Raw genomic sequence first — 15,780 nt, forward strand, 5'->3', positions numbered from 1 at the left:
TAAATCCCCTCATGGCTCTAATTGATCGCGTCATTATTGAGTTTGATACAGCCTTACGCTCGGTAGTGGGGGGTGCTCATGCCCATCGCCTAACCCCGGGTTTAGATAAGCAATCTACCGCTTTATTGGACGCAAAAGATCGGGAGCATGCCGCTGGATTGATGCGTGTAAATCATGTGGGTGAGGTTTGCGCCCAAGCCCTGTATCAATCTCAAAAATTAGTAGCTCGCAACCCTGAAATTCGTCAGATGCTGGATCACTCTGGTCAAGAGGAAATGGATCATTTAGCTTGGTGCGAAACGCGTCTTCAAGAGTTGGGTTCGCACACGAGTTATCTCAATCCAATTTGGTATGCAGGATCCTTTGCAATCGGCTTGGCTGCTGGCTTAGCGGGTGATAAGTGGAGTTTGGGATTTGTTGCTGAAACCGAAAAGCAGGTTGAAAATCATCTGGAGAGTCACATCCAAAAATTACCCGCAGAAGATGAGCGTTCTCGTGCCATAGTTGATCAAATGCGTATTGATGAAATTGAGCATGGACAGGCAGCAATTTCAGCGGGTGGAGCGGTCTTGCCGGAACCGATTCAGAAGCTAATGCAGGCGATGTCCAAAGTTATGACAAGCACTGCTTACAAAATCTAGTCATAAATTAATCATTCCACATATTTTTATTAAGAACACTGTTTATTAATACAGTATATTTATCTATTATTAGGTTAAATAGCTAAGACCTATTCTTAAGTATATTTTCCAAGCCCTTGTTTCAAGTAGTAATTTTATAAGCACCATTTTATTAACAGATAACGCTAAGTGTTTGTAATCACTAGGAAATTTCCTAAAAAATTACCCAAAAACACTTGACCCTCTTATTACGATCCTCTAAAGTGGGAGGAAGTGTGAAAAAGTGGGGTAAATGGTGTTTCAGGGTGCTTCAGCTCTCAATTTAGATGCAAAAGGCCGCATGTCTGTGCCGGCAAAGCATCGTGACGCCTTGTTGGTTCAAGGTGAGGGTCGTATCACGCTCACAAAACACCCGGATGGATGTCTATTGTTATTCCCCCGTCCCGAGTGGGAAACTTTCCGTTCACGTGTCGCGCAATTACCCATGGATGCCCATTGGTGGCGTCGAATCTTCCTTGGCAATGCTGCAGAAGTTGATTTGGACAGTGCTGGAAGAATTCTGGTGAGCCCAGAGCTGCGATCAGCTGCTGGTATTGAAAAGGAAGTGATGCTACTCGGCATGGGTAGTCATCTAGAGTTGTGGGACGCCGCTACTTACGCTACAAAAGAACAGGCTGCCATTGCACAAGGTATGCCTGAAGCCCTGAAGCAATTTAATTTTTGATGACAGGGTGCCATGAACATAACTCATCGCCCAGTATTACTGGCCGAGGCGGTGACGGCGCTGATCAGTGGTCCACGCATCAACTCTCCCGAGGCTTCACAAAACCTGCTCCTGATCGATGGAACATTTGGGCGCGGTGGTCACACGCAAGCGCTACTCTCGCAATTGCCTCAAGGCGCGCGAATGATTTCTTTCGACAAAGATTTAGATGCGATTGCAGTCGCGGAAAAAATCAACGACTCTCGTTTGAGAATTGTGCACGACAGTTTTGCGCAGATGGATCAATACGCGGAGTCAGAATCTGTCGACGGTATTTTGTTAGACCTGGGTATCAGCTCTCCACAGGTGGACGAAGCGCATCGTGGCTTTTCCTTTCGCAAGGATGGTCCACTCGATATGCGCATGAACACGGATCAAGGTTTGACGGCAGCGGAATGGTTGGAGCAAGCATCACAAGAGGACATCACGCGCGTGATTAAGACTTATGGTGAGGAACGTTTTGCATTTCAGATCGCTAAGGCTATTGTGGCAAAGCGAGAGGAAGGCTTGCCCCCAAAAACAACCTTGCAATTAGCAAGCTTAGTAGCCAGCGTAGTTCGTACAAGAGAAGTAGGTCAAGATCCAGCTACTCGCACTTTTCAAGCGCTCCGTATTTTTATTAATCGTGAATTAGAAGATCTAGAGCTTGGATTAAAAGCGGCGTTAAGTTTGTTAAAGCCAGGCGCACGTTTGGCAGTGATTAGTTTTCATTCGCTCGAAGATCGCATCGTGAAGCAATTCATGCAGTCGCATGCGAAGGTTGAAGTACCACGCGGTTTACCTGTCCGCGATCGAGATTTGCCACAAAGCGCCTTAGAGATTATTGGGCGCGTTAAACCTAGTGATGAGGAGATTCGAGAGAACCCTCGCGCTCGTTCGGCCATCATGCGTGTTGCTGAAAAGCGCACAGGAGTATTCGCTTGAATCGAGCCACGCTAACTTTACTCGTTTTATTGTTGATCTGTGCCCTATCGCTGGTCGCAGCCCAGCAGCGTGCGCGTAAATTATTTATCGCTTTAGACCGTGCGCAAATTGAAGAGCGTAAGCTAAATCAAGACTGGCTACGTCTAGAGTACGAGCAGCGGAATCTATCGAAGTCTGCACGGATACGAGATGTTGCTCGCAATCAGTTACGAATGGTTCCTATATCTCCAGAGCGTACTTTGTATCTGAAGGAGACTAGATGAGGACGGTAGGCTTCTCTACTACGCCGAATTTAGTGTTGCGTCTGCCTATGTGGCGGTCGCGCCTCATGCTGTTCATACTTTTTTTTGTATTCATGCTGCTGCTGATTCGTGCGTTTTGGATTCAAGGCCCAGGGAATGCATTCTATGAAGCAAAGGGTGTGCGCGGTACACAACGTGAGTTGGAGCTACCTGCTTCCCGCGGAAAAATATTGGATCGTAATGGCCAAGTGATTGCTACGAGCTTGGAGGCAAAGTCAGTGATCGCCTATAACGACACTGTACCGGATGACTTGGCTGCAGATAAAGTGCAAAAGTTAGCAAGACTATTGCAGATTAGCGAAGCAGATTTACGTAAAAAGTTAAAAGAAGATCGTAAGCAAATTTTCTTAAAGCGCCAAGTAGATCCAGAAGTGGCGCAAAAAATTAGGCAATTAGAAATCCCAGGTATTGGTTTAAATAATGAGTACCGTCGCTTTTATCCAGAGGGCGAGGCGATGGCACACGTAGTTGGCTTTACTAACGTGGAAGATCGTGGCCAAGAGGGCATGGAGCTCTCGAGAGAAAAAGACTTGGCTGGACATCCAGGTGCACGTCGAGTAGTTGTGGATCGTCTCGGGCGTGTTGTTGAAGAAGTTTCGATTTTGCAGTTACCGCAAAATGGGAAGGATTTGCAGCTCTCGATTGATAGCAAGATTCAGTTTTTGGCTTATAACGCCGTCAAGAGTGCGGTTGAGCAACATCGAGCAAGTGCTGGTGGTGCAGTCGTCTTGGATACCCATACTGGGGAGATCTTGGCATTGGCGAATTACCCAAGCTATAACCCCAACGATCGCAAGAAGTTAACTGGTGAGCAACTGCGTAATCGTGTATTAACTGACACCTTTGAGCCTGGCTCAACAATGAAGCCATTGACCGTGGCGATTGCATTGGAAAAAGGTGTTATTTCTCCGAATACCAATATGGTGATTGGTGCAAAATATTTGGTTGGTCCCAAGCCGATAACAGATACACATCCTTATGGAAATTTGACGGTATCTCAAATCATTCAAAAATCAAGCAATATTGGTACGGCTAAAATTGCGATGAATGATTTAACCGCTGAAGAGATGTGGAATTTTTATACATCTGTCGGTCTGGGTCAGGCACCGAAGATTGGCTTTCCGGGTGCTGTAGCCGGTACGGTACACCCCTATAAAAAATGGATGCCAACTGATCAGGCGCGAATTGCATTTGGTTATGGCATTTCAGGTTCACTCTTTCAGGTGGCTCGTGCTTACACCATCTTTGCTCGTGACGGCGAATTGGTCCCGCTCACGATTGAGCGTAGTCCAGAGTTCAAATCTGGTACACACATTATTTCTGCTAAAACAGCGCTCGAGATGCGCAGCATGATGGAATCTGTTACAGAGCCTGGCGGTACTGCAATCAAAGCGCAGGCTGAAGGTTATCGCGTTGGTGGAAAAACAGGTACAGCTCATAAATTAGTGGGTAAGGGCTACGGCAATAAATACCGCGCTTACTTCGCTGGTCTCGCACCAATCAGTGCGCCACGCATTGTGGTTGCTGTGATGATTGATGAGCCTACTGGCGGCAGTCACTATGGTGGTGATGTTGCCGCACCAGTGTTTTCTACTATTGTGAGTGAGACTTTGCGCACACTCAATGTTGCTCCTGATAGCAATATGAATCAGGCAGTATTGGAAAATAAAAATAGTGCAGAGATTCAAAGTGCTGCAGTCAAAACAAATGCAGCGGTTTTGAAGAGATGATGACAATGGTCAATATTGAGCCCCATCTCTTGATCTCGCATTTACGCGATCTCACATCTGTGCATGCAAAAGTTACTGCAGATAGTCGTCAAATTGAATCTGGCGATATCTTCTTTGCATATCCTGTTGGTCATGGGAATGCTTTGCGGGATGGTCGTGATTACATTGCCGCTGCCTTGGCAAATGGTGCTGCGGCAGTTGTATTTGATCCTGTAGATGGTGTTGCTAATGAATACCTAGATCGCCCAGAATGTTTTGCTATTGATAATTTATCTAGCTTAGCTGGAGAGTTGTGTGCAGAGTGGTACGGTTACCCTAGTAAGCAGTTGAATATTATCGGCGTTACCGGTACCAATGGAAAAACTAGTATTACCCAGTGGGTCGCACAAGCTTTGGATGAGTCAAGTCATCGAACAGCAGTATTGGGCACTTTAGGCACTGGATTTCCAGGAGCATTAGTTCGGACTGGTTACACCACGCCTGATGCTCCGAGATTGCAAACAGAATTAAAAGAATTACTTGATGCAGGTGCGCAGCAGGTGGCCATAGAGATTTCTTCTCATGCACTCGATCAGGGTCGGGTTGCTGGCTTGGATGTACGTACTGCCGTATTTACCAATTTGACTCAAGATCACTTGGATTATCACGGCACGATGGGTGAGTACGCTGAGGCCAAGGCAAAGCTGTTCCAACTGCCCCAGCTTGAAAATGCCATTATTAATTTTGATGATCCTTTTGGTCGCGAATTAGCCATCAAGCTTCTCGCTGGAGATGGACCAAGTGTGTGGGGCTATGCACTAAGCAGTAATGCATTTGCTGGATTTGAAAAATTTGGCGATCGTCTGAAACGGAACTACGCAAAAGACACGGTATTTGCAACAGCGGGTTATGAATCTGAATTTAGCTGTGATACATCCAGCTCGAACACTGTTCAGCTTGCAGTATTGGGTGAATTCAATCTCAGTAATTGTCTTGCGGTTTGGACAGTTCTATTGGCTCAAGGATTGAATCCAACCGAGGCCTCCAAACGTATGAGCAAATTGAGCTCTGTTCCAGGCCGAATGGAATTGATTCGCGTGCAAAAAACTCAAAGAACTGAGGGCCCCTTGGTAGTTGTGGACTATGCACATACACCAGATGCTCTCACTAAAGTATTGAATGCCTTGCGCCCTATTGCAAATCAACGCGATGGAAAAGTTTGGTGTGTCTTTGGTTGTGGTGGTGATCGAGATTCAGGTAAACGCTCGCAAATGGGTAAGCTTGCTCAGGAGTTTGCCGATTACATTGTCATTACAAGTGATAACCCAAGATCTGAAGATCCAGAATCCATCATTGCCATGATTCAATCTGGCATGACTGGCAGCTTGGCAAATGTGCAAGTACTGCCTGATAGAGCTGCTGCCATCATGGCTGCAGTTCGACATGCTGATATAAAAGATATTGTTTTGGTTGCAGGCAAGGGACATGAGTCCACTCAAGAAATCAACGGCAAGAAATTTGATTTTTCTGATCAAGAGCATATTCGTTTAGCAGCAGGGGGTGGTTTATGACTACTTTGGTTGCTACCCCAATGACCACGCTTGCTCAGGTACATGCTATGTTGCCAGGCAGTCAGTTGATTCATGCTGATTTGCAGTCTGCGTCATCGATTTCTATTGATCATGTGGGTAGTGATAGTCGTCAGGTTCAGCCCGGTGAATTATTTATTGCCTTGTCGGGCGAACGTTTTGATGCACATCATTTCTTGGGGGAGGTGGCCACAGCAGGAGCAAGTGGGGCGCTCATTAGTGATAAAGCAGCATGCCCAGAAAATTTAGCGGCAGTTTGTGTCAAGGATGTTAAACAATCTTTGGGTGAGCTAGCAAAGGCATGGCGTGCACAGTTCTCTATTCCGGTGGCTTTAGTAACAGGATCCAATGGTAAGACCACTGTAAAAGAAATGATTGCCTCCATCTTTAAAGCTGCTGTTGGTGAGAAATGCACTCTAGTTACTAAAGGTAATTTCAATAACGATATTGGACTGCCTTTAACTTTGTTACGCATGCGCTCGACTGATCGTTTGGCAGTAATTGAGTTAGGCATGAACCATCCCGGCGAAACAGCAGAGTTAGCTGTCATTGCTCAAGCCAATATTGGGCTGATTAATAATGCTCAGCGCGAGCATCAAGAATTTATGGCAACCGTAGAAGCTGTTGCACAAGAACATGCAACTGCCTTGAGCTCACTTCCTGCGGACGGAGTCGCAGTATTTTCGGCGGATTCTGAATTTTCTAAAGTTTGGTATCAAGCTGCGGCAGGACGTAAGGTGATTGATTTTGCTTTGTCTACAGATACTGCTTCAACTAAAGCCTCTGTAGTTGGTAAGTTATTGCCCAGCGGGCGAATTGAGATTTCAACTGATCGTGGCAAGCTTGAGGTTCAACTGAATACATTAGGAGCCCACAATGTTCGCAATGCATTAGCGGCTAGCGCAGTCGCATTGGGTGCTGGCTTAAGTTTGGAGCAGATAAAGACTGGCCTGGAATCTTTTGTTCCAGTAAATGGACGCATGCAATCAAAGCCTTTAAGTGTTGGACGCACTTTGATCGATGATAGTTACAACGCCAACCCGGATTCGGTTAGAGCTGCTATTGATGCACTCAAACAGTCTGGAAATAATTCTTGGTTAGTGTTGGGCGATATGGGTGAGGTAGGTGATCAAGGTCCTGCGTTTCATGAAGAAGTCGGTGCCTATGCTGCTGAGCAGGGCATTAGTAAGTTATTCGCCTTAGGAGAACAGTGCAAATTTACTGTTCAGGGATTTAACGAATCAGAGAAGGTCTTAGCTACAAGCAGGGCCACTCACTTCACAACTTTAGATCGCTTGCTCGAAGAGCTCAATTTGGCACTAGCAGACCACGAGTCGAGCAAGCAAATGCATTTAGATATTTTGGTTAAGGGATCGCGTTTTATGCGTATGGAGCGGGTAGTACAGGCCTTATTAGAGGAGGCTAAAACATGCTCTTAATATTGGCGCAATGGTTACAGGATGATTTTGGATTTTTCCGAGTCTTTAACTACATCACCTTTAGGGCGGTGATGGCAACGGTGACAGCTTTGCTAATCGGGTTAGCAGCTGGCCCGTGGGTTATTCGGAAGTTGACTGCATTAAAGATGGGTCAAGCAGTTCGTACAGATGGCCCACAAACCCATTTAGTGAAATCAGGCACACCAACCATGGGTGGTGTATTGATTCTTTTGGGTATTTTTATTTCCTGCATGCTGTGGGCTGATCTGAGCAATCGCTTTATATGGATTGTGATGATTGTGACTTTCGGATTTGGCTTGGTAGGCTGGGTTGACGATTACCGTAAGGTTGCACGTAAAGATCCTAAGGGAATGGCTTCAAGAGAAAAATTCTTTTGGCAGACTTTGATCGGATTATTCGCTGCTATTTACTTAGCCTTCTCTGTATCGGAAGTGAATAATTTCAAAGTGTTACAGCTATTCTTCGATTGGCTTAAAAGTGGCTTTGCTTTAGATCTGCCAGCTAAATCGAACTTACTGATTCCCTTTATGAAAGAAGTGAGCTATCCCTTGGGTGTGATGGGGTTCATCATTTTGAGTTACTTAGTAATTGTTGGCAGTAGTAATGCTGTGAACTTAACCGATGGTCTTGATGGTTTAGTCATCATGCCGGTGATATTGGTTGGTGCCGCTCTAGGCGCTTTTGCTTATGTGATGGGTAATGCAATTTACGCAAAGTATTTGTTATTCCCCTACATTCCTGGTGCAGGTGAGCTCATGATCTTCTGTGGTGCCATGGGTGGTGCGGGATTAGCATTCCTTTGGTACAACACACATCCTGCCCAAGTATTTATGGGCGATGTTGGCGCACTTGCTTTGGGTGGCGCACTTGGAACTATTGCCGTGATTGTTCGCCAAGAAATCGTGCTCTTTGTCATGGGCGGAATCTTTGTGGCAGAAACACTGTCAGTAATGCTGCAAGTGTTTTGGTTCAAATTTACCAAGAAGCGTTTTGGCGAAGGCCGTCGCATTTTTAGGATGGCCCCACTGCATCACCATTTCGAATTGGGTGGCTGGCGCGAAACACAAGTAGTAGTTCGCTTCTGGATCATCACCATTTTATTAGTACTCATTGGCCTCTCCAGCCTGAAATTAAGGTAAGCCAAAGAATATGCATAACTTAGACCAAGCCTTCGCTAACCCAGCTCTCATCGCAGAAGAGGGCTATCAAGCGCCTCAGCATTTCTTAATTCTAGGATTGGGAGAGTCTGGTTATGCTATGGCTAAGTGGTGCTTGAGGAATGCCGCAAAAGTCAGCTTGGCCGATACACGTGATCGTGAGCAATTAAATGAGCGCCAAAAAGCATGGTTGGCGGATCTTGAATTTGCGGGACTCGAAGAGGCTTACTTTGGACCTCTTGATGACGCTCATTTAAAGGGTGTCGATGTCATCGGAATCAGTCCTGGCCTATCACCACTGCAAGAGCCAATAGCTTCTTTCTTGGCTAAGGTGCAAGAATCTAATATTGATATCTGGGGAGAGTTGGAGTTCTTTGCGAGAGCGATTGCTGCATTGGATCGTATGGCTCAGGTTGAAGAATCTCAATATAAGCCAGCTCTATTGGCTATCACTGGAACTAATGGAAAGACAACAACGACTGCGCTAACAGGCCAGTTATGTGAGCGTGCTGGCAAGCGTGTTGCGGTAGCTGGAAATATCAGCCCAGCCGCTTTAGACAAATTAATGTCTTGCTTGGATGAGTCTGATCAAGTTGCCGATATGCCGGAGATTTGGGTGCTTGAACTCTCCAGCTTCCAACTGGTGTATACGAGCACTTTCAATGCAACGGCAGCTACTGTATTAAATATTACGCAAGATCATTTGGATTGGCATGGGGATATGCAGGCCTATGTTGATGCAAAAGCTAATATCTTTGGACAAGACACAATCTGTATCTTGAATCGTGACGATTCACTAGTCATGAATCTACTCACTGATGAGCAAAAAGCCAATAAATCAGTCATTACTTTTGGCGCTAGTCGTCCTGATGAACAGGGCGCTTTTGGCATAGAGCATGATCTGCGTGCTGGTGGAATTGATTGGCTGGTCTGGGCCGAGGTGGATGAAGATGTTGAGCCACAGCCAAAACGCCGTCGTAAAGTGGCCGTTATAGAAGACGAGCCATTAAGACTAAAGCGTTTAATCCCTGCTGATGCCTTACGCATTCGTGGTCGTCATAACGCTTTGAATGCACTGGCCGCACTAGCCTTAGCGCGAGCAGCTGGTTTGCCGATGAATATGCTCTTGCATGGATTGCGTGATTACCAAGGTGAGCCTCATCGCGTTCAAAGTGTGTCCATTGTGTCCAATGTTGAATATGTGGACGATAGTAAGGGCACCAATGTAGGAGCAACAGTAGCTGCATTAAATGGCTTAAGCGCCAATGAGTCTGGCAAGCGGATCTGGTTAATTGCTGGTGGAGAAGGCAAGGGCCAAGACTTTAGTCCCTTACGCGATCCTGCACTACGTTTTGTAAAAGGTGTTTTCCTAATTGGCAAGGACGCTCCAATTATTGCTGAGGCTTTGACCGACTCAGTCCCCTGTGTGATGAGTGAGACTTTACAAAATGCAGTGACTGCAGCTGCACAACAAGCTCAGTCTGGCGATATTGTTTTGCTCTCACCGGCTTGCGCCAGCTTTGACCAGTTTAGTGATTACGTAGAACGCGCAGAGGCGTTTGTTGCTGAAGTTGAAGAGTTGGGAATGCAATTCCAAGGAGCGGATGCATGAGTTTGAAGGAAAAACTTTTTCCTGAGAATAGGTTGGGCCTTGGCCGCTTCTGGAATTTCTCCAGAGGTGGGATAGACAATTTCCGAAGCGGCTTGAGAGACGCAGTTTCTGGTGTTGAGCAAACTCGCTCACGCATGATGGACTATGACCAGTTGTTAGTTTGGGCGGTATTGTCACTAGCCTTAATTGGTTTAGTGATGGTCTACTCGGCTTCGATTACTTTGGCTGATGGCCCTAAGTATGCAAACTACAGCAGCAATTATTTCTTGATTCGCCATTGCATTTCATTAGCCATTGCCATTGGTGTTGCTATTTGGGTATTCAAAATCCCAACCCATGTTTGGGATCGTTATTCCCCAATTATTTTCGGCTTTACGGTTCTCCTGTTAATTGCCGTACTTATTCCTGGCGTTGGAAAAGGAGTAAATGGTGCTAAGCGTTGGATCCCATTGGGTCTCATGAATTTCCAGCCATCTGAATTAATGAAATTTGCTGCAGTGATTTTTGCTGCAAGTTATACGGTACAGCGCCAAGAGTATCTCCACTCATTTGTCAAAGGCATGTTGCCAATGGGTATTGCGGTTGCCTTGGTTGGTGGCTTGCTCATGGCTGAACCCGATATGGGTGCATTTGTTGTGGTTGCCTTAATTGCCTTTGGAATTTTGTTCTTGGGTGGCATTAATGCCAAGTTATTTGGTGGTTTGATTTTGGTTGGTCTCATGAGTGGCGCCATCATGATTGCACTCTCACCATTCCGTCGCGGCCGCATGTTGGCATTTATGGATCCATGGCAAGTCGATAACGCAGCAAATAAGGGCTATCAATTAACGCACTCACTTATGGCATTTGGTCGTGGTGAATGGTTTGGTGTAGGTCTAGGCGGAAGTGTTGAAAAGTTACATTACCTTCCCGAGGCGCATACCGATTTCATCATGGCGGTGATTGGTGAAGAGCTTGGTTTTGTTGGTGTAGTGGTAATGATTTTCTTGTTCTACTGGATCGTACGCCGCGCATTCCTCATCGGCCGCACTGCCTTGCAATTGGATCGCAGCTTTGCTGGTCTCGCCGCTAAAGGTGTGGCGATATGGATTGGTTGGCAGGCATTTATCAATATGGGTGTGAACTTGGGCTTACTTCCAACCAAAGGCTTAACTCTTCCTTTAGTCAGTTATGGTGGCTCAGGGATTTTGATGAATGCAGTCGCAGTAGCAATGCTGCTTCGTATTGATTATGAAAACCGAATCTTGATGCGGGGAGGTAAGTTATGACCAAACCATCCATCTTGATCATGGCTGGAGGTACTGGCGGACATATTTTCCCAGGTCTAGCAGTGGCTGAATATTTGCGCGTTTGTGGATGGAATGTATCTTGGCTTGGTAATCAGAGCGGTATGGAGTATCGACTAGTCAAAGCTTGTGATTTTCCATTTGAAGCCGTTGATTTTGGTGGCTTGCGTGGCAAAGGCATCAAAGCCAAACTGATGCTGCCATTTAACCTGGCAAGGGCCAGCTTCCAGAGTTTGAAGATCATGCGCCGCATTAAGCCAAATGTGGTGTTGGGTATGGGTGGATACATTACATTTCCTGGCGGCTTGATGACTAAGCTTTTGAAGAGGCCGCTGGTTTTACATGAAGCCAATTCTGTGGCGGGAAGTGCGAATCGCGCTTTAGCCAAAATTGCTATGCGTACCTTGACTGGTTTCCCAGATACGATGGCTCATGCTGAGTGGGTCGGAAATCCAATCCGTGAAGAATTCGACGCTATGGCTGCGCCAGCAAAACGTTATGAAGAGCGCACGGGACCTCTGCGCATTTTGGTGGTTGGTGGAAGTTTAGGTGCGGCTGCCTTAAATGAAGCAATTCCATCAGCCTTGGCATTGATGGATAAAGATGCGCGTCCATATGTGATGCACCAGGCTGGAGAGAAGCATCTCGCAGATCTACAGCAGCGATATGCTGACTTAGGTGTTACTGCCGATATCCGTTCCTTTATTGATGATATGCCAACCGCCTACGGTCAAGCAGATCTTGTCATTTGTCGCTCGGGCGCAATGACTGTTTCAGAAATTGCAGCATGTGGTGTAGCTTCTTGTTTAATCCCATTTCCATATGCGATTGATGATCACCAAACTGCCAATGCACGATTTTTATCAGATGCAGATGCCGCCATTTTGTTACCGCAACAAGATCTCAATCCACAAGATCTTGCATCCATGATTCAAAATTTCAATCGTCAAGATTTACAAGTGATGGCTGAGCGTGCTCATGCTTTGGCTAAGCCTCATGCTACTCAACGTGTAGCTGAAGTATGTGCAGACTGTGCAGGAGTAGGTATATGAAACATATCGTTCAGCAAATCCATTTTGTTGGTATCGGTGGCGCAGGCATGAGCGGTATTGCCGAGGTGCTTCTGAATCTGGGATATCAGGTGTCTGGATCTGATTTAGCTGAAGGCGCAGTAACGAAGCGCCTTACAGATTTGGGTGCTGTAATTCATATTGGGCATGATCCTAAAAATATTGGTACTGCAGAGGCAGTGGTAATTTCTACAGCAGTTGCAGGTAATAACCCAGAGGTTCTGGCTGCTCGTGCAGCCAAAGTGCCTGTGATTCAGCGCGCTGTAATGCTTGGTGAGCTCATGCGTTTAAAGCAGGGTATAGCGATTGCAGGAACTCATGGCAAAACAACGACCACCAGTTTGGTTGCCTCAGTCTTGGCTGAGGGCGGTTTAGACCCAACCTTTGTAATTGGTGGGAAGTTAAATTCTGCTGGCGCCAATGCCCGCCTAGGTCGGGGCGATTTCATTGTGGTCGAGGCAGACGAGTCTGATGCTTCTTTCTTGCAACTATTTCCAGCGATGGAAGTAGTTACTAATATTGATGCTGATCATATGGATACCTACCAGCATGACATGGCAAGGTTAAAGCAAGCATTTGTTCAGTTTATTCAGCGTATGCCTTTTTATGGTGTGGCAGTGCTCTGTATTGATGATGCCAACGTTCGAGACATTATTCCGTTCGTATCTCAGCCGGTATTGCGTTACGGCTTGTCTGAAGATGCAGATATTCGTGCAAGTAATGTACGTGCTGACGGTACACGTATGCACTTTACGGTGGATCGTAAAACAGTACGTCGCCATGGCAATAAGCCGGGTCGTCTTGAGGTGCAACTCAATTTACCTGGTTTACACAATGTACGAAATGCATTAGCAGCAATTGGTATTGCTACGGAATTAGGTGTTGGTGATGAAGCCATAGTGAAAGCTTTATCTGAATTTAGTGGTGTTGGCCGTCGCTTCCAAAGATATGGAGAGATTCCGCTGGCATCTGGTGGAAGTTTCACCTTGATAGATGATTACGGACACCACCCTGTTGAGATGGCGGCTACTTTATCTGCAGCGCGTGGTGCTTACCCAGATCGTCGATTGGTACTAGCGTTTCAACCACATCGCTTCACAAGAACTCGCGATTGTTTTGGTGAATTTGTGCAAGTCCTGAAAAACTTCGATGCACTTGTGCTTACTGAAGTGTATCCAGCTGGTGAAGCGAAGATTCCAGGTGCAGATGGCCAAAGTCTCATGAAGGCAGCACTCTCCGCTGATAAGACTGTAAATGGCTCCTTAGATAGTGCAGCCGTGGCCTTTGCACCAAGCATCGCAGAAATGCCAGAAAAACTCAGCACTTTATTGCGTGATGGCGATGTCTTAATCACGATGGGCGCAGGCTCTATAGCTGGCTTGCCTCATGTATTAGCGGAGTCAAAACATGTCTAAGCAAAATCAACCATTACTTTCTTGGGGTGAGCGAGTGAAGCAAGAGCTCGCAAACTTAGATATTAAGTCCCTTGGTCGGGTCGGCGTGTTGCTAGGCGGCCGCTCTGGTGAGCGCGAGATTTCCTTAATGTCAGGAAATGGTGTGTTGGAAGCGCTGCTCTCTAAAGGGGTTGATGCGTATCCATTTGACCCTGGATTACGTTGTCCAACTGAATTGGCGAATGAAAAATTTGACCGTATCTTTATTTCATTGCATGGACGCTATGGTGAAGATGGCACGATCCAGGGATTACTTGAACTTTTGGGTTTGCCTTATACCGGTAGCGGTGTACTAGCCTCTGCATTGGCAATCGACAAAATTGCGACAAAGCTTGTCTGGCTCAGTAGCGGTCTTTCAACACCAGAGTTTCAGGAGTTGAAAGCTGATAGTGATTGGAATGCAGTGGTGAAGCATTTGGGTCTACCGTTGATTGTGAAGCCTGCACATGAAGGCTCTTCACTCGGCTTAACTAAAGTGAAATCCGTCGACGAGTTGCCTGCAGCTTATAGGCTGGCTGCTGGAATGGATAAAAAAGTCATTGCCGAAACTTGTATTGTTGGCGATGAGCTCACTTGCCCATTGGTTGGATTTGGCGCTGATGTTGAGGCTTTGCCGGTGATCAAAATTATTCCACCAGAAGCTAACTACGATTTCCATAATAAGTATTTTTCTGATGAGACTAAGTACTTGTGCCCAACTGACTTAGCACCAGAGGTCAATCAAGCAGTTCAAGAACTAGCGTTAGCTGCTTATCGTGCTCTCGGCTGCAGGACTTGGGGTCGCGCTGATGTGATGTTAGATAAGCAAACTGGAAAACCCTATCTTCTAGAAATGAATACTTCCCCAGGGATGACTTCGCATTCTTTGGTACCTATGGCGGCAAAAGCAGCTGGTGTTGAATATGCCGAGCTAGTGCTGTGGGTCATTAGCCAAACCCTAAAAAGTAAAGGGGATGGGCAAGCATGAGTCGGATGAGCGCCTTCTTAAACGGCTTCGGTGAGATATTTGCTTCACTGGCATCTCCGCTTTGGAATCATCCAGAGCGGATGCAAAAGTTGAGCCGATTCTTGATGCGCTGTTTTGCAGTCATGGTTTGCGTTGGAATTTTGGTGTGGTTAAGTCAGCGCCCAGTTTTTGCCTTGCGCCAAGTCGTAATAGAGCCGGTAGCTGGTGAAACACTGAAACATATTAATAAGCCTGTAGTGAAGCAGCAGGTTTTAGAAACTGTCCAAGGCAATTTTTTCAGTGTGCGGCTAGAAGATGTGAAGCGTGGTTTCGAGTCAATGCCATGGGTGCGTCATGCCAATGTTCGTAGGGTCTGGCCTAACGGATTGATTGTGAGCATTGAAGAGCAAAAGCCATTTGGTACTTGGGGTGGGGCTGATAGCCATACCTTAATGAATACCCACGGTGAGCTTTTTGCTGGCCGTGTTTCTGATGTAGGGGACGGAATTCAGTTGGTTGATTTCTCAGGTCCAGAAGATGCAAGCAAAGAAGTTATGCGCTTGTATGAGAGAGCGAATGCCTGGTTTAAGCCTTGGAGTGCCGAAGTCAAAAGCTTAACCCTTTCTGAACGGTATGCCTGGCATGTGAAGTTATCCAATGGCATGAAGGTGGAGTTCGGCAGGGATGAAGAGAACTCCGACAAAACATTAACTGAGGATCGTGTGGCACGCCTCTTTAAATATTGGCCAGAGGTTCAAGAGAAGTGGGCTAATCGCGTAGACGCAATTGACTTGCGATATGCAAACGGTTTTGCGGTACATCTTGCTTCGGCAAATTTGAAAAAGAATGAAGTAGACGGCAAAAAAAGTGAGCAGAAGCAATGAGGAA

The 15,780-nt window shown here is 46.3% G+C and carries 14 protein-coding genes; all 14 read left to right on the forward strand.

The window, feature by feature from the left end:
* Positions 1-20: 20 nt before the first annotated feature.
* The 14 genes from coq7 to GQ359_RS00885 all read left to right on the forward strand — a co-directional run bounded on the left by coq7 (position 21) and on the right by GQ359_RS00885 (position 15,776).
* Entirely contained in the window at positions 21-641 is a 621-nt protein-coding gene (gene coq7, locus GQ359_RS00820; RefSeq protein WP_371822464.1) for a 2-polyprenyl-3-methyl-6-methoxy-1,4-benzoquinone monooxygenase, read from the forward strand.
* Positions 642-915: 274 nt separating this feature from the next.
* Complete coding sequence (gene mraZ, locus GQ359_RS00825; RefSeq protein WP_215387830.1) at positions 916-1,344, forward strand: division/cell wall cluster transcriptional repressor MraZ; 429 nt, start codon at positions 916-918, stop codon at positions 1,342-1,344.
* A gap of 12 nt (positions 1,345-1,356) precedes the next feature.
* Positions 1,357-2,307 carry a 16S rRNA (cytosine(1402)-N(4))-methyltransferase RsmH gene (gene rsmH / locus GQ359_RS00830; RefSeq protein WP_215387096.1) on the forward strand — a complete coding sequence of 317 codons (951 nt, stop codon included), beginning with the start codon at positions 1,357-1,359 and terminating at the stop codon, positions 2,305-2,307.
* A complete protein-coding gene (gene ftsL / locus GQ359_RS00835) occupies positions 2,304-2,570 on the forward strand; it encodes a cell division protein FtsL (protein WP_215387097.1) in 267 nt (88 codons plus the stop codon). The genes rsmH and ftsL overlap by 4 nt, the downstream gene beginning before the upstream one ends.
* Entirely contained in the window at positions 2,567-4,339 is a 1,773-nt protein-coding gene (locus GQ359_RS00840) for a penicillin-binding protein 2 (RefSeq protein WP_215387098.1), read from the forward strand. Before ftsL ends, GQ359_RS00840 begins: the two co-directional genes overlap by 4 nt.
* On the forward strand, positions 4,336-5,889 hold the full coding sequence (locus GQ359_RS00845; RefSeq protein WP_215387099.1) for a UDP-N-acetylmuramoyl-L-alanyl-D-glutamate--2,6-diaminopimelate ligase: 1,554 nt from the start codon (positions 4,336-4,338) through the stop codon (positions 5,887-5,889). Before GQ359_RS00840 ends, GQ359_RS00845 begins: the two co-directional genes overlap by 4 nt.
* Positions 5,886-7,346, forward strand: a complete 1,461-nt coding sequence (gene murF, locus GQ359_RS00850) for a UDP-N-acetylmuramoyl-tripeptide--D-alanyl-D-alanine ligase (RefSeq protein ID WP_251367888.1) — start codon at positions 5,886-5,888, stop codon at positions 7,344-7,346. Before GQ359_RS00845 ends, murF begins: the two co-directional genes overlap by 4 nt.
* A complete protein-coding gene (gene mraY, locus GQ359_RS00855; RefSeq protein WP_215302422.1) occupies positions 7,337-8,506 on the forward strand; it encodes a phospho-N-acetylmuramoyl-pentapeptide-transferase in 1,170 nt (389 codons plus the stop codon). The genes murF and mraY overlap by 10 nt, the downstream gene beginning before the upstream one ends.
* Before the next feature lie 10 nt (positions 8,507-8,516).
* Positions 8,517-10,136: a UDP-N-acetylmuramoyl-L-alanine--D-glutamate ligase gene (gene murD / locus GQ359_RS00860; RefSeq protein WP_215387100.1), complete on the forward strand. Its 1,620-nt coding sequence runs from the start codon at positions 8,517-8,519 to the stop codon at positions 10,134-10,136.
* On the forward strand, positions 10,133-11,404 hold the full coding sequence (ftsW, locus tag GQ359_RS00865) for a putative lipid II flippase FtsW (RefSeq protein ID WP_215387101.1): 1,272 nt from the start codon (positions 10,133-10,135) through the stop codon (positions 11,402-11,404). Before murD ends, ftsW begins: the two co-directional genes overlap by 4 nt.
* Positions 11,401-12,474, forward strand: coding sequence for an undecaprenyldiphospho-muramoylpentapeptide beta-N-acetylglucosaminyltransferase (murG, locus tag GQ359_RS00870; RefSeq protein WP_215387102.1), 1,074 nt, complete (start codon positions 11,401-11,403; stop codon positions 12,472-12,474). Before ftsW ends, murG begins: the two co-directional genes overlap by 4 nt.
* On the forward strand, positions 12,471-13,907 hold the full coding sequence (gene murC / locus GQ359_RS00875; RefSeq protein ID WP_215387103.1) for a UDP-N-acetylmuramate--L-alanine ligase: 1,437 nt from the start codon (positions 12,471-12,473) through the stop codon (positions 13,905-13,907). The genes murG and murC overlap by 4 nt, the downstream gene beginning before the upstream one ends.
* On the forward strand, positions 13,900-14,913 hold the full coding sequence (locus tag GQ359_RS00880) for a D-alanine--D-alanine ligase (protein ID WP_215387104.1): 1,014 nt from the start codon (positions 13,900-13,902) through the stop codon (positions 14,911-14,913). Before murC ends, GQ359_RS00880 begins: the two co-directional genes overlap by 8 nt.
* Complete coding sequence (locus tag GQ359_RS00885) at positions 14,910-15,776, forward strand: cell division protein FtsQ/DivIB (protein ID WP_251367889.1); 867 nt, start codon at positions 14,910-14,912, stop codon at positions 15,774-15,776. Before GQ359_RS00880 ends, GQ359_RS00885 begins: the two co-directional genes overlap by 4 nt.
* Positions 15,777-15,780 lie beyond the last annotated feature (4 nt).

The sequence above is a fragment of the Polynucleobacter sp. AM-7D1 genome, assembly GCF_018688455.1.
Classification (GTDB): domain Bacteria; phylum Pseudomonadota; class Gammaproteobacteria; order Burkholderiales; family Burkholderiaceae; genus Polynucleobacter.